We start from the raw sequence: 17,524 nt of genomic DNA, 5'->3' as shown, positions 1-17,524 counted from the left end.
TGCATTTTCTAGCGTACAGACAAAGTGCGATCGTCTGTACTCTGCGGTGTGTCAGCAGCAAATTGTGTGAGTTGAGTCAAATCTCTTGACTGACGCACCCTACTGTATTCTCTAACGTACAAACAAAATAGAACTTAAAAAGATTAGATTCTAGCGAACGGCCAGGGCGATATTGTGCGTGTAAATCAGCAGTCGAAAAGTTTTCAATAACTTTGAGATTGAGTTCGTCAGCCAAAGTTGCAATCTTTTCAAACTCAGTAATCCACGGTGCATACATACTTTCGTATTTATCTATGTAATCATTGATATCTTGGTAGCCCGTCGTTCTCAAAATCACCTTTTCCGACATATAATCAAAGGACAATCGGAAATTATGAACATTGTCACGAATTTGTTCTAACACAAGTATGACATCTTTTTTGTCAACCAAAGTAGTGTTGCCTTCCCACAAAAAATATGTCGGTCGAGCGAAATCAAATTCACTCTGTTTCAGCAAGGGGATTAAACCGTCTTTTACATAATCGCCGGGAAGGTAGCGGACATTCGCAGTAACTTTGTTAGCTTTGAGAATTTCTTCTTTTAATTGAAGAGTCGCGCGGTCGTCTATTTCAAAATAAGTTACTTTTTCGCCATTAATTCTAGCAGCGCGAGTATCCAAGCCTGAACCTAAAATAACTACTTGCTTGCAACCTCCTAAAATTTGATTGGACAAAACATCATCAAAATATTTAGTCCGCAACTTAACCATTTCTTTAGCGGCGGGAGAGCTTTGAGCTATGTGGCTAGCTATTTTTTTTGTTTCCTCATTCAGCCAGATTTTCACTACATGATCAGTATAGAGAGGAATTGCCTCTTCATTCTCTTCTGCTCTAAATTCCGCAACTATAAAAGCAGTACCAGTTACATTTTTCATGGCTAATCTTTCACCCTTACTAAGTAGTTGGTTAGAAATAAACATTAGATGGGGCCGGGGTTTTTACACCCATAAACTCCCTTGCATCCTAGATTCTTAGCTAAACCCGCCTACAAAATACTATGGTTTTTGCCCTTACCTACTTATTGACTTCTAGCATCTGCTAAAGACTCATTGCTCGCTTCACCATCCGAATGCAGTTCAGCTTGGTGTATCTTATCAGGAATCAGCCCCTCCGGCCGCACGAGCATCATGACAACAAGAGTTAGGCCGAATAGGAATAAGCGCATTTGAATCGGGTCTAAACTGGTGGCCAGAAAGTCTCGCAACTGGGGAATTGCAATTCTGGGGAGTACAAAAGTATTCAGAAAACCCTTGAGGACTTGCGCTAATTGTGGCAGATAAAGTCGATCGGCAGACATGATAATGATAGCGCCCAAAATCACCCCGGTCATGTTCCCCAAACCGCCTAAAATCACCATACACAGGATGATTACCGACACCGAGAAATCGAAAACGCTGGGAAAAATTGCGCTGATATAGGCGGCGTAAAATGCGCCTGCAAATCCCGAAAACGTCGCTCCCATCGCAAAAGCCGAAAGTTTGGTTTTGACTAGGTTAATCCCCATCGCACTCGCCGCTAACTCATCTTCGCGCATGGCATTCCATGCCCTGCCCAAGCGGGAATCTCGCAGCCGCGAAATCATGAAGTAAGCAAAGACAACTAGCAGTAAAATTAGGTAGTACCAGGGAAAGTAGTTGCCGGTGCTGAAAGTACCGACGATGGGGAGAGATGGACGCCCGATCGGGTTTATTCCCGCTTCGCCGTTGGTGAGGTTAAAAGGTCGATCGCACCCAACCAGACACAGCACCAACTCGGGTTTACCCAAAACAGCCGCAACAATCTTCGAGACTGGTTCGTCGATCCGAATCGCAGTTAAATTCCTAAAGACAACCGGGATAATTTCGCCAAAACCGAGGGTAACAATCGCCAAATAATCGCCCTTGAGCCGCAGTGTCGGAATACCCAGGATTACGCCCGCGATCGCAGCTACACCAGCGGCGATCGGCAATACCACCCAAAAATTCCAAGCAATATTTAACTGCCCAGAAGATAGCAAAGCCGTTGTGTAAGCGCCGATCGCAAAAAACGCCGCATATCCCAAATCCAACAAACCCGCAAAACCCACAGTAATATTCAAACCCAGCGCCAACATAATAAAGATTTGAATCTGTACTACAGTAGCAATCCAGCCGGTCTGAGCCTGAATGTCGATAAACGGAAATAGAATTAGAATAAAAGCTAATGTCACCAGAGTTGCCAGCCGCTGGCGTTCCCCCTGCAAACCCTGCAAAGCACCCATTAACGTAGCTGTCAAAATTGCGATCGTCAAACTGCAAATCCCGTACAGCAGCGTCGTCGGCAAAGCAACAGCAGGTTGACCAGAAAAAGGTCTAATCAAAACCCCTTCTACCACACTCGCAACTAACAGCCAAACTCCCAATCCCAATCCCGCTAAACTGCCGATCGCAGCACCCATTTTCGGGCTGTAAACCTTCTGATCCCGACAGCTCATAAAGCCCGCAGCCGTACCCATCAGCCAGCCGATCACGGTGCCGCTCCAACCGCCGAATAACAGAACAGTCAAAGAGCCGATAGCCCCTAAAATACCGCTCGATTTGATCGCATTAATTATTTTATTTGACATAGGAAGAAGTTATTAGTCATTAGTCATTAGTTATTAGTCAGCAGTCAGTAGTTATAGCAATCCTAAATCATTTGTGAATTTCTTACTCCCTCCCCTTAGTAAGGGGAGGGTTGGGGTGGGGTCAAAAATTTACGACTCATTTAGGATTGCTATAGATGAAAAAATGCTAGGAATCGCAGTTATAGATGCGACTGACGCGGGTAGTGCCAACTTCTGCCTCACCTCAAGCAACTCTATCGACCGCTGGCTCTGGAAACTGCCGATCGGGCTAGCTACAGTTTAGAGTCTTTTGAGTTCGATTATTGCACCAAAAGTGACGAAACTTCAAATATACTGGAACTGTTACCGCAACACGCTTCAAACGGGCGATCGCTATATGGTACAAGCACCTCAAAAAACTATCACCCTCGACGAGTTTTTGCAACTCCCAGAAACCAAACCCGCTAGCGAATACATCAAAGGTGCGATCGTCCAAAAACCTATGCCCCAAGGAAAACACAGCAAACTACAAGGCAGACTCGTAACAGTCACAAACGACATCGCAGAGAAACCGCAAATTGCCCTAGCCCTACCAGAACTTCGCTGCACCTTTGGCGGACGTTCTATTGTTCCCGATGTCGCCATTTTTCTTTGGAATCGCATTCCCCTAGACGCTGACGGCTAAATTGCCAATACATTTAATGCTCACCCAGACTAGACAATAGAAATATTGTCCCCAGCCCAAAGCCAAACCCAAGTCACAAACAATATTTTGCACTGTTTGAATGCCGGTTATCAGATAGGTTGGTTGCTATATCCCGATGAAAAAAACATTTTAGCCTATACCGCAAAGCAGCAGCCTATTTCCTTACAAGAACCAACAGATATACTTCCGATGCCCAAATTTATGCCGGAAATGCAGTTGACTTTAGGCGAAGTTTTTGGCTGGCTAAAACCAGGGAATGTTTGATTGGGCGTACAGTATTCCACTCAATTGGGAAGCGCTATCTTATACTTGAAAATAAAAAATCAATGTTGGCGATCGCCCCATTAAGTATTTTTTCAGTAGTAGGAAGATGACGGCGAACGCTGACTATTTTTCATCCTTAACATATAGTTTAAGTTTTTGCTGCATGGGTAGTCGGCTTGCTCTCCTTACATAATTCTTCACCCTAGTATGCACGACAATCAACGAATTATCCACTTAACCGAGGTCTCGGCGACCGATTTCCCCACTTCCGACAACTACACGTACAAGTGCCGGGTGCAGATGCTCTCCGATGGGCGACAATCCTTGTTGCAAAAGGATTCCTTCAGTCGCAAGCAACCAAGCTAGTTATTGGCTCTGAAAACCAGGGAGACTGCACGATCGCCATTACCCTATGCTACCGGGAAGGAGACATCACTCAGCCTTGGCAAGATGCGGCAACGGTGACATTGGCGACGCAGGATTGCCTCAATGGTGAAAGCAGCGCCGAGTGAGAATTTCTGATCGCGAACTGGAATTTAGCACCTCAGTTGAAGGTGAAAACTCGCCTCACCCACAGTACCAGTGAAGGAAGTAGCAGCACACTGACGCTCTTGGGACATCAAAACGGAAATCGTCCCCTCCACGCGCCAGGAACTCAAAGCAACGGCAAAAGTCAATTCGAGATGGCCGAAATAGTTTCCCTCACACCACAAGAGGAAGTCATTTTAGCTATTTTATACCAACTTTTATTAACATGACTTGACTGACATTCAAGACATTCCATGTATTTTTATTTAATGTTCATTATTTTATCGCTCTTTCACTCCCTCGCTCGATCGGATCTCATTTCAGCAACGCTGGTTTTCTATAACTGCGATCACTTGGGGAGAATCTTTCAGATACATGATAAAACTGTTGACTCTTCCTATTTCTATTTTGCACTTATAAATAGGAATTTTTAAGCACAACTCGATATCAGACAATTAAAACAAGAATTACGCAGGAGAAAACCTGCAACCTTTTGGGGGAGCAGGCTGTGAAGGCTCCCCCTCTTTGCTGGTTAGCGTACTCCACTTGACCAAGATATCTTCCAAGGTGTAAAGTTAGTTAGCTAGCGCTGCCCTTGTCTAAGTTCCACTAGCTTACTGCGTAGCTTTATAGGTCAGATGTTTTTTATATCATCAGAGCCAACATGAAAATTCCAATTTATAGGAGCACCACTTATCTCCTGATATCAATTCTTGTAGTTGCAGCTATTTGGAGATTTCTTCATATCGATCAGCCATTTATTGATAGCTTTAGTTGGCGTCAGTCAAGCACAGCCATGATGGCCGAAAATTTCTATCGCAAAAATTGGAATATCTTCTACCCTGAAGTTAGCTGGGATGGGCCAGGACCTAGCTATAATGGACGGGAATTTCAAACAGTTACTTATATTACAGCCCTTCTCTATACTTTATTGGGACAGCATGATTGGGTGGGACGCAGCGTCGTTGTCCTGTTTAGCTTGTGGGGAATATTTGCCTTCTATCAGTTAGTTTCTCATATTTGGGATCGGGATCGCGCTCTTATGAGTGCCGCAATTCTCGCAATTTTTCCAGGCCATATATATGTGGATCGGTCTTTCCTTCCCGACCCGGCAATGGTGGCATTAGTTGTAACAAGTTTCTGGATGCTGATTGCTTACCTACAAACTGACCGCTGGTACTATTTATTGCTTGCCACCCTCTTTGCAACTTGGGGCTTTTTAACCAAACTACCAGGTTTAATCATTGGCATTCCGATGCTCTATACAATATTTGTTGTCCTGGGCCATCGAGGATTACTGCGCCCGAAAAAGCTGATAGTAATTGGAGTCGCTGCCATTTCCATCCTCCTGCCAGTAGCTGCCTATTATTTGTGGGCGAGGCATCTTGCTCTCACCTATCCGCCTTACCACTTTGCGGGCAGCGGGAACTGGCTCTGGGATCATGGGTTACAGGAATGGGTACAAAAGAAATATTTTCTCCCTGAACTTTATCATCTTATTTCTCGGCGGATTTGGACATATCCCATCATGCTACTTGTTGCTATTGGTTTATTCGTTCCCCCTCATTATAAAGTTGCTACCCAAGAATCAGAACAGCAGCCAAGTAATGTAGCCGCACGAGTACCAGGGATGTTTCATTGGTGGATACTTGCTTTTGCCATTTATTACTTCATTGGCGCTCAACAGCTCGTTACAAATTACTCTAATTTAAATATTGTTAACCCAGCCGCCGCCGCTCTAGCAGGAAATGGCGTGATAGCACTTGCTTCATTCGCCAAGCGAGCCGGAGGTTCATCTTCTGCATTAGCTCTCATAACGGCAATACTACTAATCATTTCTGGAATTGGTTATAGACAGTTAAACCGATGGTGCTATTCTCCGGTGGCCAAAGATGGCTACGAACTAGGGATAGCTTTGCAGCAAATAACTCAACCAAGCGACCTTGTTGTTACTATAGCTAATCGTGGAGGGGGCGATCCCGTCGCTATCTATTATAGTCGCCGACGTGGCTGGGTTTTTCCTCCTGCTATTTATTGGGGTTCTCCTCCTTCGAGTCCTCAAGAGAGCATGAGAAAGAATAGTATTTATTGGAAATATCCCATAACCGAGGATACTTTAATTGCCATCTTGGAAGATTTGATTACCCAGGGAGCAGATTGGATGGGAATTGTTAAATATGGCAATAATCAAATTGCAAAAGATAACCCTAAATTGGTTGCATACATTCAAAAAAAATTGGAACTCTATCAGGAAACACCCAACTGGGTCATTTATCGAATTCCTCCCAAAATTAAAACAACCAAGCGCTCAAACTAGGGTACTTTGGGGTCTTCTTTGTCGGGAGTAGATTATTGGAATGGCATGAGTGAGTGGGTTACTGGACAATCCACATAAGCTGTTTTGCATTTAAAGTGTGATACAAGCATTACCGCTGAGGGGGGTGACAACTAGAGTCAAAACATTGATATAATCAATGACATAGCCCTCATACCCCTCGGAAAAAATCGTAGTTTATTGCGCCTAATTCCGATTAATGAGCGTAATAATCTATTGACTTGCATTCCATGCCAACTCCCTCCGCCTCGCTGCGCCCAACATTTACCCTATAATCCAATCCAAAAACTACTATGGCGAGGTATCGAGCGCCCGTATTCAGTTAACCTACCCACATATTTTTGACTTCCCATTGCCTTGATTGTTTGACATTGAATCACAGCACAACTTTAAGCAACGGCGTTTGTCGCCATCTGCGAGAGGTTTTTTCGCTCCTGAGATCCCAATAATCCGCCTAAATAGTTCCTAAACTTCCGTTTTTGGGCTTGATGACCAAAGATATCGTCAAATCTTTGACACCATTTATCACAGCAGGGGGGCATGGCGGCGGGGGTCGTCTCTTTCATTGCTCATTGTTTAAAACGTTATATACTTGCTCTTCAAGCATTAGAACTCATTTAGCTCATATTTTTTGTTGAAGTCCCGATAAGTATCTCTTGCCATTATTTAAACCCAGCAATTTCAAACCTTCTCCTGGACATTCTCGCCCAACAAGCCCCCTGGCCGAAAAGCCAAAATCACCACCAAAACGCCAAACACCCAAGCATTAGTCCAGCGGCTCGACAAATACTGATCGCTCAAAGACGACAGCAACCCAATCAAAACCCCCCCTAACATCGCCCCGACAATATTCCCAATCCCCCCCAAAACCGCCGCCGTAAAAGCCCTCAAACCTGCCGTAAACCCCATCGTAAACACAATAGTATTGTTGTACAAACCAACCAGAATCCCAGCCGAACCAGCCAAAGCTCCCCCAATCAAAAAAGTCAGAGCAATAATCTGATCCACATTAATTCCCATAATTTTAGCAGCATCGCGGCTTTGAGCCGTTGCCCGCATCGCCTTTCCCAGACGAGTGTATTGCACAAACACATGAAGCAAAACCATCAATACCACCGCCACCACCAACACAATTAAATCTTTCGTAGTAAATACAATACTCGTTTGAATTCCCAAAGCTTTGAAAATATCAACTCGCGGTAACAAATCGGGAAAGCTTTTCGGAGCCGCAGAATTAGAACCCATCACCGGAATAAAAGCTTTCAATCCTCCCCAAAACAGGCCCATATTTTGGAAAATAAAAGAAACTCCAATTGCAGAAATTAAAGGAGCTAAACGAGGAGCATTTCGCAAAGGCCGATAAGCATACTTTTCCACAACAATATTGAGTCCAGCACAAAACACCGAACATACAATTAAAGCAACTAACATCACCGGTATAGCAATAGCCAAAGGTGCGCCATCTTGCATCCCAAAAGCCCCGAACACGGTTAGGGAAGCAAAAGCCCCCAACATATATAAATCGCCGTGAGCAAAATTGATTAACTCAATAATGCCATAAACCATAGTGTAACCCAAAGCAATAATTGCAATCAGCGCGCCGTTGACAAGACCAACTAATAATTGTTGAATCAAAACTTCAGGATTGCTGACTATTTCTCCAACGATTTTTGGCAAATCAAATCCTGCGATCGGGCCTAATAGCAAAACTATATAAACTACACCTAGATATAAGAGAATACTTTTCCAGTTCTTCATGTTTTTGAGTAATTGGGAATTGGGAATTGCGAATTGGGAATTGCGAATTGGGAATTGCGAATTGGGAATTGCGAATCGAGAATCGGGCATGGGACATTGGAGGGAGAAGGAAAAAGGCATAATTTTTTATTATCCCTTCTTCCTTCTTCCTTCTTCGCGATATCCGTTACATCCGTTACATCAGTTATAAAATCCGTTGCCGAACTTCCCTCTTCCTTCTGATTAATTATTCGGTCTTGAGCGCATTCACGAACTCCCACTTGCCACCTTTAACAACATTTCCTGACATTGTAGTCAAGCTCGTGTCGCCGTTGGTGTCAAAACTCCAAGTGCCGAGTACCCCGTTAAAATCTTTAGTTGCCAAGACAGCTTCGCGGATAGCAGCGCGGTCATTTTTGCAAACTTTATTAATTGCGCCGATCGCAACTTTAGCAGCTTCATAGGCATAAGCTGCATAAGCTTCCGGTTCAGCATTATATTTTGCCTTGTAACTTTCGTACCACTTCGCGCCCGCACCAGTCAATTCTTGAGGAGGCAAGCCGCCAAAAGTAGCGTAAATTCCTTCAGCATCTTTGCCCGCCGCGTCAATTAAAGCTTGCTCTTTAATGCCGTCGGGCCCCATGAATTTAACTGCATCAGGCGTCATTCCGACATTTCTCATGTCTTTAATTATTTGTCCGGCATTGCTTTGAGTAGTGCCTCCAAAGTAAATCATGTCGGGATTTAAAGCTTTGATCTTATTCATTAACGCCTTGTAGTCGCTAGCTTTAATATCAATTCCCTCTCTTCCGAGGACTTGAATTCCCAACTTTTTAGAAGTTGCTTCAAAAACATCAGCGATGCCTTTGCCGTAGAGTTCTTGGTCGTCAAGAATGTAGACTTTTTGCACGCCTAAAGATTTCGCCCAGTTGGCAGCTACAGCCCCTTGAAGGTCGTCAGCGGGGACAACGCGGGTGAAATTGCGAGTGCCAGCGGGATAATAAACGTTGGGTTCTTTGGCTTCGCCTTTTCCTGGTTTAGTCAGTCCCGGATAAGTGTTGGCCGGACTGATCATGACGATGTTAGCTTGGTTGAGCACCGGAATGGAAAGTTTGGCGGCACCGGAGTTATAGTGACCAATGACGGCAACTACGGAACCGTCAGCGACTGCTTTGTTGGAGTTCGACGTTACTTGGGCCGGGTCCCATTTGCCGGCGGCGGCGGTGGCGTCATCGAAAACTTCGTATTGGATTTGGATTTTGCCGTCGCAAGCTTTGGAGTTGGTTTCGGCGAGGGCTTGTTGGATGCCGTTGACCATTGTTTGAGATTGACCCAAGGCGCTGCCTGTCATCGGCAGCATGGAGACAATTTTGACAGTATTTGGGTCTCCGGGGCTGCTGACTGCGACGGGAGTGGCTGCGGGACTGGTTCCGGGGCTGCCTCCGGGAGTTGTGGCGGTGGGTGCTTGAGGATTTTGACAGCTAGCGCACAGAGAGGCTATTCCGGCGGCAAAAAGTAATTTCCGCAATCCTCCGACGCCGAGATTGTGTGTTGAGTTGATTTTTGGGGATGTGGCACTTTTGCCCCCTGACTTCTTGGAAAAGTTCATAGGTTGGTTCGTTTGTTGGTTGCGTTTTAGCATATTTCCACTGTTTTAAGTATGTAGTCAAGGGTTAGCACAAATTTTCAAATTTTAGACCAACTTTTAAAGATACACCGCTGCAACAAGCTGTTTCTCTCGTTTTCTATCGTTCCCAGCCTCTGTTTCTCGTTCCCAGGCTCTGCCGGGGAATGCCTACCGGGAGGCTCTGCTTCCAGCACACGAGGCAGAGCAAGAGCGAAATGGGTTTGCAGGCAGAGCGTGGGAACCAGTTAAAACCAGTTAAACCAGTTAAAATTTAAAAGAGAAAGGAAAATACAGATTTCCTTTCCCTTTTTCAACCCCCCAGCGTCAAATCAGCTTGATTGCCAAATCAAAGATGAATCCCTTTTTTCCTGTGAGCGTTCTGCACTAAAATATTCATAATTAATCATTACTCTAGCTCCTTTAACGGTTCAAAAACCAACAGCGAATCGATCGCCCCAATTGCCTCCGACATTCGCAACTCGTGCGTTCCTCCCACCGTAATATACCGCTTTCCTTTCTTCTGAAGAACCTCAACAAACCGCTGGTGCATAGTCATTCGTAAATGTTCGCTTTCTCGCGTTCCATCCTGAACAAACCCGAAATCCGGCTGAGTCAAAATATATAAATCGTAGCGGCGGCTGTCTGCAATTTGCTCGATCATCGGGTGTTCCGAACCAACGTAACGTTTGTGCCAAATACAAGTCGCTAAAGAATCTGTATCGCAGATAACTACTTTGTTAGCGCGAGTAGCAATATCGTCTTCTATAGCAGCTTGTTTCTTGGCAATTTCTACAAATTCATAGCTGTCCCAAATTTCAGGATCGGGGGAATATTGCCTACCTTCCCAGTAACACCTGCCGTATTCGGGAACCCAAACAGTTTGGTAGTGCTGTGCGAGCGATCGCGCCAGGGTAGTTGTGCCGCTCGATTCTACACCCAGCACGCAGACTCGTTTGGCAAAGTAGGCCTTGGCTGGGGGAGTCAGCATTTGCCAGTGTTCGGCTAGGTGCGATCGCAATTCCTTTCCAGAAATCGGGAATTTGAGCCGTTCGCGATCGACTGCAAAGTGTTGAGATCCCATCAGTTTTGCCCAAGGTTCGCCGTAATCTTCTGAAGTAAAAGCGATATCGGGTTTTCGCCCGGAAAGCACCTCAAGAGCCCTCTGAGCCCAAGGTTCGGGGGCTTCCGGCAAATTGTCGAGCACTTCGATAACTTCTGCGTCGGGATGCAAAAACCGAATCCAGTCGGCTCTAACGCTTCCTGCAACTGCTTGATTTGTTTTGTAACAGGCGAGAACGATTAAACGGTCAACCTTTTTTTTAGCTTCTCGAATTAAGTAGTCGTGTCCTTTGTGGAAGGGGTAAAATTTGCCTACAGTAACACCGAGTATCATAAAGATTGCTGCTGTTTTAACTTTTGTTCCGAGTAAATCCTCTGAAAATTTTGCAGTCCGTAAATTGCCATCAACCAAAATATCGCGTACAAAATACTCGTCAGATATAGCCCGCGCGAGGCATACAAGGGAACGTAAATCGTGTCTGCAAGAATCCACAAATACCAGCTTTCGAGATAGCGTTCCATCAGGTACAACTGGGCGATCGCGCTTAAGATGGTGGTCAGGGCGTCCCAAAATGGTGCTGCACCGCCCAAATATACTAATACTGTTCGCAAGCCAAATACGCCAACTGTAACTAAGACTGCGGTGAGGATGAGCCAGCGTTGGGGAATGCGACATACAGGTTTTTCTGTGCTGTTTTCGCCGCCCCGCAGCCAAATATAAATTGCTTGCAAGCTCGTGATTAAATAGAAGGTTTGAATCGCAACTTCGCCGTAAAGTTTAACTTTATAAAACACCGCAGCGTAGGCGATAACTCCGATTAAGCCGATCCACCAGCCTAGGGGATTGTTTTTAGCAAGTAGCCAAACGCTCCAAGCAGATGCGATCGCGGCTATCGCTTCGATTAAGTCGAGTTGGATAGCGACAAACCACTGAACTGAAAGCAGGAGCACGAAGATGCTTGCTGCGAAGCCGATTAAGTTTGGCAGGTTCGCTTTTTTCATGGCAATCCCTATTTCGGCTGGCTATATTGACTGCGAAATCAAATCCGAATCCTTTTTCTCCTTTGAGCGATCGACACTAAAATCTTCATAGTACGATCGCTCAGTATTCACATCCCACAAATCGTGCTTTTCGCCGAGAATATTTCTCACAGCCAGGATTCCCGTCAGCATGGAATGGTCTTGGTTGTTGTATCGGTGCATACCGTTTCGCCCGATTGTCTGCAAATTCTCAAATCCCTTCAAAAAACCTTCAAGTACCTGCAAGTGTCCTCGATATTCCCCATCATAAACTGGATAAGCTTTAAGTTGCCGTATCACAACTCCATCTTGCACATCAGCAGTTGTTGCTAACCCCAAACCAACCAACTCGCGAGTTGCTAATTCGACAAGTTCCGCGTCCGACATTTCCCAAATCTCGTCGCCTACGCTACAGAAATATTCCATTCCTAAACAACTTTTGCTGACATCAGGAACTAAAGCGGCGCTCCAATTCTTAAAGTTTTGAATTCGTCCCACTTTGACTTCGGGGGAGTGAATGTAAATCCAGTTGTCAGGAAACAAATCCTTGCGATCGACAATCAGCGCTACAATCAAAAAATCTCGATATTTGAGCGATCGCGCGGCGTGCAATACCTCTTCGGGGGGCTGCGGTTTCATTCTTGCTACCAGCGCCGATATCGGCATACTCGTAATGAAATTATCAGCAGAATATTGAACTAATTCTCCGTTTTGCTCCGCAGTAATACTTTTAATCTTATTACCTTCACGCTCAAAGCTAATCACTTTAGTATCGAGATAAACTTTGCCGTCTTTATTCTCCACAGCTTCCGCAAACTTTTCCCACATCATCCCCGGGCCCAAAGCTGGATAATCAAACTCTTTGATTAATGTTTTAGTGTCGTTGCTGCCAAACAAAGCATTAATAATTGCAGTAGTAAGCGACAATCCTTTAATCCGCTGCGCCGCCCAATCTGCTTGGATTTCCGAACAAGGAATGCCCCAAACTTTTTCAGTGTAAGTCTTAAAAAATGTTTTATACAAGCGTTCGCCAAAACGATTGATCACCCACTGTTCAAAAGTTTTTTCTTCCGTAAGTGGCCAAATTCTCACTTTCAGATAACTCAAAATAATCAGCGTACTCTCAATTATGCCCAAATTAAAGAGAGTATTGAAGGCACTGATCGGATAGTTAAAAAATTTCCCTCGATAAAAAATTCGCGACAATCGTGGCACTTTAATAAACTCATTTCCCAGCACCTCTTGCCACAAATGCTGCACAGCTTCAACTTTAGTATAAAAGCGGTGGCCGCCAATGTCGAAACGATAGCCTTTGTAGGTTTCTGTGCGAGCTATTCCCCCAACTTTATCACCTTTTTCTAGTACAACAGGGATGATGCCTTGCTTGACTAGCTCGTAAGCTGCCGTCAAACCCGCAGGGCCTGCACCGACGATCGCAACAGGATAATGTTTCACTCAGCCTACCTCCAGCTTTTTTATCCAAACTATACAGTTATTTATAACTTGTCCAAGGGAGAGATGCACCCGTGAATACCCTGATCAACTATCGATCGACCTGATGTTTAAGCACAATTTACCTTGATTTATTGAGCGGATACCGGCAAGCTAACTTTGCCAGTCACAGGCTTTTTTTGGTATAAGTAGCGACCCGTGCCGATCGCGAATGCCAGTCCGCTGTAAAAGTAGAAAAGCCAGTGCCACGGAATAGTTTTCAGGGCAAATAGGATACCGTGTTTACTGTGAAAAAATCGGTAAAGTGGTGCATTAATTGCTACCAGCGGTATTGCCAGCAAACCAGCCAGTAGCAGAAAGCTCAGCGACCAGCACGTCCCCAAAACTGCCAGCAGCACTGCATAAGTTAAAATCACGCTGATGCGGTTTGAAACTTGCAAGTTGAGGTCGTTATTCAATTTGCGATCGCGCCAAATCAGTTCTGTCCAAGGCAGTGCTCGGTAGAAAAAGTCAGCTTTCACCATACCCATAGGTTTCCACCGCTTTAAATGCTTCACCTGCAATGTTTTGCACAGCCGAATGTTATAACCTGCTTGTTTCAAACGGTAGCCGAACTCAATATCTTCGATCGAAGCTTGGCGGTAACTCTCATTAAAGCCACCCATTTGCAAAAAAATTTCCCGGCGAATCACTCCGCAAGCGCCCCAAAAAGTCGAAGCTTCTTCGTTACCTGTTTGGTGCACGTAGTGGTGCAGCAAGTTCCTGTACTGCGATAGAAAATCAGGATCTCCAGGATCATCGTCGTAAGAGCCAATGAAAGCAGCTAAGTAGGGATTATTTTTGAACACCGATATCGCATAGCCCACAGCTTCTGGACAAACAGCCACATCAGCATCCACAAAAAACAGAATATCTCCCTTTGCAGCCTGGGCACCCAAATTCCTTGCCCGCGCTGGCCCCCCGCATTCGGGAATCCTGATCACTTTGGCGCCGAATTCCTTGGCCAGACGCCAGGAACCGTCACTTTCGCCATCTGCTACTACAATAATTTCTATCGGTTTGGGCACAGCTTGAGCCAGTTTTGACAAACAGGTGCGGAAGTAAGAGCCCCCGTTGTGGACTGGGATAATAACGGATACAGTGGGGTCGGCGGTAGAAATCATTACCTAAATTGTTTAAGTTGCAGGGGCTAAAATTTGCTGGGATTTTATTGTTGCTACTTTACGAAGGGTAAAATTAGCTCTACTTTTTTATTTATAACTCGATTGCTGTTTGTATTCAACTAGATTTTTTGCTGGCATTCTCGATTGAATTTTCCCCAATTCATACCTGTATTCTACGCCATATCTTGCTGAGACTGACCTGATGCAGACAACAGCTTTACAAAATCTTTAAATATAGGATTGTTTGTGTAAAGTTGGGAAAAAGCCCCAGCAGCATTTTGGTGGGGCTGTGCTGCAATACACAAGACTTTGATTTTATAAGTAGGCACACCGTATAAAATCAAACATAATTTATACGGATACCCACGAACTGTCAGCACTTGCGCGGTATAATTTTTTTTACAGACCTCATCCGCGAGTGACTCCTGCACCCAGTCTCGATCGCGACTGCGGAGTCAATGCACATTTTATTACTTTTGGCAAGATATTTTAAATATACGTCAAATATACGTCTTAAAATTTCTGACGCTGTACGATCGAGCTTTCGTAATTTGCTAACATACCCTTAGCTAGCTCCCTTTGAACCAAAACTTTTACAGAAACCCTTTTTTATATTACATGAACACCTCCCAAAACACTTTAAATCAGCCATTAGTTTCAGTCATCATACCAGCTTTCAACGCTGACAATTTTATTGCTAAAACCTTAGAGTCTGTTTTATCTCAAACTTATCAAAACATAGAAGTTTTAGTAGTTGATGACGGTTCTACAGATACAACAGCCAAAATCGTCCAATCTTTTGCTCAAAAATATAGCCGAGTCAGCTTATTCCACCAGCCAAATTCCGGCGTCGCCGTCGCCCGCAACCTAGCAATTGAAAAATCAAAAGGCGAATATATTGCTCCCATCGATGCCGACGATATTTGGTATCCGCAAAACCTAGAAAAACAAGTGAAATGCCTGAATTCCTCAGCACCATCTGTCGGAGTTGTCTATTCCTGGTCAGTTGATATAAATGAAAAAAACTTGCTCACAGGTGGATTTTATAACTCCACCATCGAAGGAGAAGTTTACACAGCATTAATTTATAAATATTTTATAGGCAATGCCAGCTCATCTCTAATCCGCCGCGTTTGTTTTGCAAAAGTCGGCGGTTACAACGGCCAACTTAAACTAGAAAATGCTCAAGGCTGCGAAGACTGGGAACTTCACCTCCGCATAGCCGAACATTATCAATTTAAAGTCGTACCAGAATACTTAGTGGGCTATCGGCAGATTGCCAGCAGTATGTCTAGCAACTATGCAGCAATGGCAAAATCTCACTCTTTAATTATGGCCGATGTCCGGCAGCAACATCCCGAAATTCCCAGCAGCATTTATCGCTGGTCTAGCAGCAATTTTTACATTTACTTAGCTGTCAAAAACAACCGCAGCGGCAATCACCGTAGTACATTATCTTGGCTGTATCGAGCTTTCAAAGAAGATTTATCAATGGCACTTTTGCGCCACAATTTGTATCTGCTCTTTCTAGAAAGTATATTAAAAATAATAGTTACACCGCCACCTGCCTCCGGGTTACAGTTAAAACCAGCATCTGAATCGAGTGAAGGGACGACACTGGCAAGGATTGAGGCGCGGACGAAAGCTCACAGAATGTTGCCATCGCAGGTATACGAAAGAATGCGATTCAATAGTTTAGGAAATCGAAAATCTACATAAACCCTAAATTGAAAAACCCGGTTTGTTGAAGAAACCGGGTTTTTCAGGAAGCTAGAGGGGGTTTAATTCTGCCTGGTTGGTCGATCAAGAATGAGGAAAGAGGGTTAAATAAAAAAATCTAAATTTTCCATTCTTCTTTCTTCCGACAGACATCGGACTGACATCCGTTACAAAATCCGTTGCCGAACTTCCCTCTTCCGTCTACTTAATCTCTCTAAGCGTGAGAAGCGGTAGCAGTTTGAGCTTTTGGGTGCTGGCCGTCTGGCGCAAGGGATTCCCCTTCAATAAACGAGCGCAACATCCAAGCCATTTGCTCGTGCTGTTCCATCAAACCAGTCAAAAAGTCTGCGGTTCCATCATCCTTAAACTCTTCACCGCACTGTTCAACGTGTTTGCGGAGATTGCGAATAATCAGTTCGTGGTCATCAACTAAACGCGCTACCATTTCTGTAGCCAAAGGCAAATCGCCGATATGTTCTTGAATCGAGCCGTACTTCAGAAAACCCTCAGCAGTACCAATTGGATAGCCACCTAAAGTTCTCACCCGTTCGGCCATAGCATCGATATTTAATGTTAACGCCTGATAGTGTTCTTCCCACAACTGGTGGAGCGATCTAAACTGTGGGCCAACTACATCCCAGTGATACTTTTTGGTTTTGATTAACAGCAGATAAGCATCTGCCAGGTCGTGATTCAATAGTTCGATAACGCCTGCACGCTGCTCGTCAGATAGACCTATGTTTAACTTACGCATTGAAAATTGTTCCTTCAAATCTAACTTTACTATTAGAACAAATTTCGCCCGCCACTTACATCAACCCAGAGGACGATCGAAGACGATCGCACTTTAGTAAAATATCTGCTTTTCAGGTGAAAGTAATTGCAATATTGATACCCTTAGATAGATGCAATCAAACTTCTTGTTCCGCAGCGCCTTTGTTTGGCGATCGCACCGATTGGGCTGCAGGCGATCGCCCGCTCAATCCCGCTATAGAAAAAGGCTGCATTCTGATTGCCAGTAAAAATCAAGGAATTTATAAGGAATTTATGCCGAAGTTAACGAACATCACACACACTTAATTGTGTGGGCTGCTTTCAATGACGGCATAAGAGATTTGCAATGAAATATAACCCCATTTATCATAGAAGGCTAGGAAACAGATTGTCGGACATGAGCGGTTCTGATCTGTGTGATTGGGATGCTACAAATGATATTGAATGAAACCGTTAAATCGACGTTGAAGGATGCTGCCAAGAAACAGACGGGTGATCGCTGTCTAAACTTTATGGCAAAAGTGGCGCAAGACCCCGAT

At 44.5% G+C, this 17,524-nt stretch carries 14 protein-coding genes and 2 pseudogenes; 6 read left to right on the top strand and 10 right to left on the bottom strand.

Translation table 11 applies throughout. The features are described from left to right. Positions 1–76: 76 nt before the first annotated feature. Entirely contained in the window at positions 77–958 is an 882-nt protein-coding gene (locus tag QUA36_RS06225; protein WP_333456181.1) for a class I SAM-dependent methyltransferase, read from the bottom strand. Between the two features lie 98 nt (positions 959–1,056). Continuing rightward, on the bottom strand, positions 1,057–2,622 hold the full coding sequence (locus QUA36_RS06220) for an ABC transporter permease subunit (protein ID WP_333456179.1): 1,566 nt from the start codon (positions 2,620–2,622) through the stop codon (positions 1,057–1,059). A 376-nt stretch (positions 2,623–2,998) separates the two neighbouring features. On the opposite strand from QUA36_RS06220, the pseudogene QUA36_RS06215 reads away from it, so the two are divergent. The 4 genes and pseudogenes from QUA36_RS06215 (at position 2,999) to QUA36_RS06200 (ending at position 6,416) form a co-directional block, all read left to right on the top strand. Further along, a pseudogene (locus QUA36_RS06215) lies at positions 2,999–3,571 on the top strand (Uma2 family endonuclease). A 287-nt stretch (positions 3,572–3,858) separates the two neighbouring features. Beyond that, a complete protein-coding gene (locus QUA36_RS06210; RefSeq protein WP_333456178.1) occupies positions 3,859–4,083 on the top strand; it encodes a hypothetical protein in 225 nt (74 codons plus the stop codon). A gap of 42 nt (positions 4,084–4,125) precedes the next feature. Then, complete coding sequence (locus tag QUA36_RS06205; RefSeq protein ID WP_333456176.1) at positions 4,126–4,329, top strand: hypothetical protein; 204 nt, start codon at positions 4,126–4,128, stop codon at positions 4,327–4,329. Positions 4,330–4,763: 434 nt separating this feature from the next. Then, positions 4,764–6,416 (top strand): glycosyltransferase family 39 protein, encoded by a 1,653-nt coding sequence (locus tag QUA36_RS06200; RefSeq protein WP_333456174.1) that lies wholly within the window; start codon positions 4,764–4,766, stop codon positions 6,414–6,416. A 413-nt stretch (positions 6,417–6,829) separates the two neighbouring features. On the opposite strand, the pseudogene QUA36_RS06195 reads toward QUA36_RS06200, so the two are convergent. The 7 genes and pseudogenes from QUA36_RS06195 to QUA36_RS06165 all read right to left on the bottom strand — a co-directional run. Next, a pseudogene (locus QUA36_RS06195) lies at positions 6,830–7,000 on the bottom strand (IS701 family transposase); the annotation flags it as partial. Between the two features lie 115 nt (positions 7,001–7,115). Next, on the bottom strand, positions 7,116–8,312 hold the full coding sequence (locus tag QUA36_RS06190) for a branched-chain amino acid ABC transporter permease (RefSeq protein WP_333456173.1): 1,197 nt from the start codon (positions 8,310–8,312) through the stop codon (positions 7,116–7,118). Between the two features lie 106 nt (positions 8,313–8,418). After that, positions 8,419–9,780 carry a branched-chain amino acid ABC transporter substrate-binding protein gene (locus QUA36_RS06185; protein ID WP_333456171.1) on the bottom strand — a complete coding sequence of 454 codons (1,362 nt, stop codon included), beginning with the start codon at positions 9,778–9,780 and terminating at the stop codon, positions 8,419–8,421. A gap of 424 nt (positions 9,781–10,204) precedes the next feature. Continuing rightward, positions 10,205–11,191 (bottom strand): AAA family ATPase, encoded by a 987-nt coding sequence (locus QUA36_RS06180; protein WP_333456169.1) that lies wholly within the window; start codon positions 11,189–11,191, stop codon positions 10,205–10,207. Then, on the bottom strand, positions 11,188–11,859 hold the full coding sequence (pnuC, locus tag QUA36_RS06175) for a nicotinamide riboside transporter PnuC (protein WP_333456167.1): 672 nt from the start codon (positions 11,857–11,859) through the stop codon (positions 11,188–11,190). The genes QUA36_RS06180 and pnuC overlap by 4 nt, the downstream gene beginning before the upstream one ends. A gap of 21 nt (positions 11,860–11,880) precedes the next feature. Continuing rightward, the gene (locus QUA36_RS06170) at positions 11,881–13,332 is read right to left on the bottom strand and encodes an NAD(P)/FAD-dependent oxidoreductase (RefSeq protein ID WP_333456165.1); all 1,452 of its coding nucleotides are present in this window, start codon (positions 13,330–13,332) and stop codon (positions 11,881–11,883) included. Between the two features lie 128 nt (positions 13,333–13,460). Continuing rightward, complete coding sequence (locus QUA36_RS06165; RefSeq protein ID WP_333456163.1) at positions 13,461–14,492, bottom strand: glycosyltransferase family 2 protein; 1,032 nt, start codon at positions 14,490–14,492, stop codon at positions 13,461–13,463. A 618-nt stretch (positions 14,493–15,110) separates the two neighbouring features. On the opposite strand from QUA36_RS06165, the gene QUA36_RS06160 reads away from it, so the two are divergent. Further along, positions 15,111–16,211 carry a glycosyltransferase family 2 protein gene (locus tag QUA36_RS06160; protein ID WP_333456162.1) on the top strand — a complete coding sequence of 367 codons (1,101 nt, stop codon included), beginning with the start codon at positions 15,111–15,113 and terminating at the stop codon, positions 16,209–16,211. A 214-nt stretch (positions 16,212–16,425) separates the two neighbouring features. Here QUA36_RS06160 and QUA36_RS06155 read toward each other — a convergent pair whose 3' ends face one another. Continuing rightward, the gene (locus QUA36_RS06155; protein ID WP_333162953.1) at positions 16,426–16,965 is read right to left on the bottom strand and encodes a Dps family protein; all 540 of its coding nucleotides are present in this window, start codon (positions 16,963–16,965) and stop codon (positions 16,426–16,428) included. On the opposite strand from QUA36_RS06155, the gene QUA36_RS06150 reads away from it, so the two are divergent. Then, a complete protein-coding gene (locus QUA36_RS06150) occupies positions 16,965–17,291 on the top strand; it encodes a hypothetical protein (protein ID WP_333162951.1) in 327 nt (108 codons plus the stop codon). The genes QUA36_RS06155 and QUA36_RS06150 overlap by 1 nt on opposite strands. Positions 17,292–17,524 lie beyond the last annotated feature (233 nt).

Source organism: Microcoleus sp. Pol10D4 (assembly GCF_036701555.1).
Classification (GTDB): domain Bacteria; phylum Cyanobacteriota; class Cyanobacteriia; order Cyanobacteriales; family Microcoleaceae; genus Microcoleus.
Note: the sequence above shows the minus strand (reverse complement) of the source record. Positions and strands in the feature narration are given on the sequence as shown.

Bases quoted from the DNA above. Each gene is read 5' to 3' on its own strand.
- QUA36_RS06185 (WP_333456171.1), bottom strand. From the start codon at position 9,780: ATGAACTTTTCCAAGAAGTCAGGGGGCAAAAGTGCCACATCCCCAAAA.
- QUA36_RS06190 (WP_333456173.1), bottom strand. From the start codon at position 8,312: ATGCCTTTTTCCTTCTCCCTCCAATGTCCCATGCCCGATTCTCGATTC.
- QUA36_RS06155 (WP_333162953.1), bottom strand. From the start codon at position 16,965: ATGCGTAAGTTAAACATAGGTCTATCTGACGAGCAGCGTGCAGGCGTT.
- pnuC (WP_333456167.1), bottom strand. From the start codon at position 11,859: ATGAAAAAAGCGAACCTGCCAAACTTAATCGGCTTCGCAGCAAGCATC.
- QUA36_RS06225 (WP_333456181.1), bottom strand. From the start codon at position 958: ATGTTTATTTCTAACCAACTACTTAGTAAGGGTGAAAGATTAGCCATG.
- QUA36_RS06180 (WP_333456169.1), bottom strand. From the start codon at position 11,191: ATGATACTCGGTGTTACTGTAGGCAAATTTTACCCCTTCCACAAAGGA.
- QUA36_RS06200 (WP_333456174.1), top strand. From the start codon at position 4,764: ATGAAAATTCCAATTTATAGGAGCACCACTTATCTCCTGATATCAATT.
- QUA36_RS06160 (WP_333456162.1), top strand. From the start codon at position 15,111: ATGAACACCTCCCAAAACACTTTAAATCAGCCATTAGTTTCAGTCATC.
- QUA36_RS06165 (WP_333456163.1), bottom strand. From the start codon at position 14,492: ATGATTTCTACCGCCGACCCCACTGTATCCGTTATTATCCCAGTCCAC.
- QUA36_RS06220 (WP_333456179.1), bottom strand. From the start codon at position 2,622: ATGTCAAATAAAATAATTAATGCGATCAAATCGAGCGGTATTTTAGGG.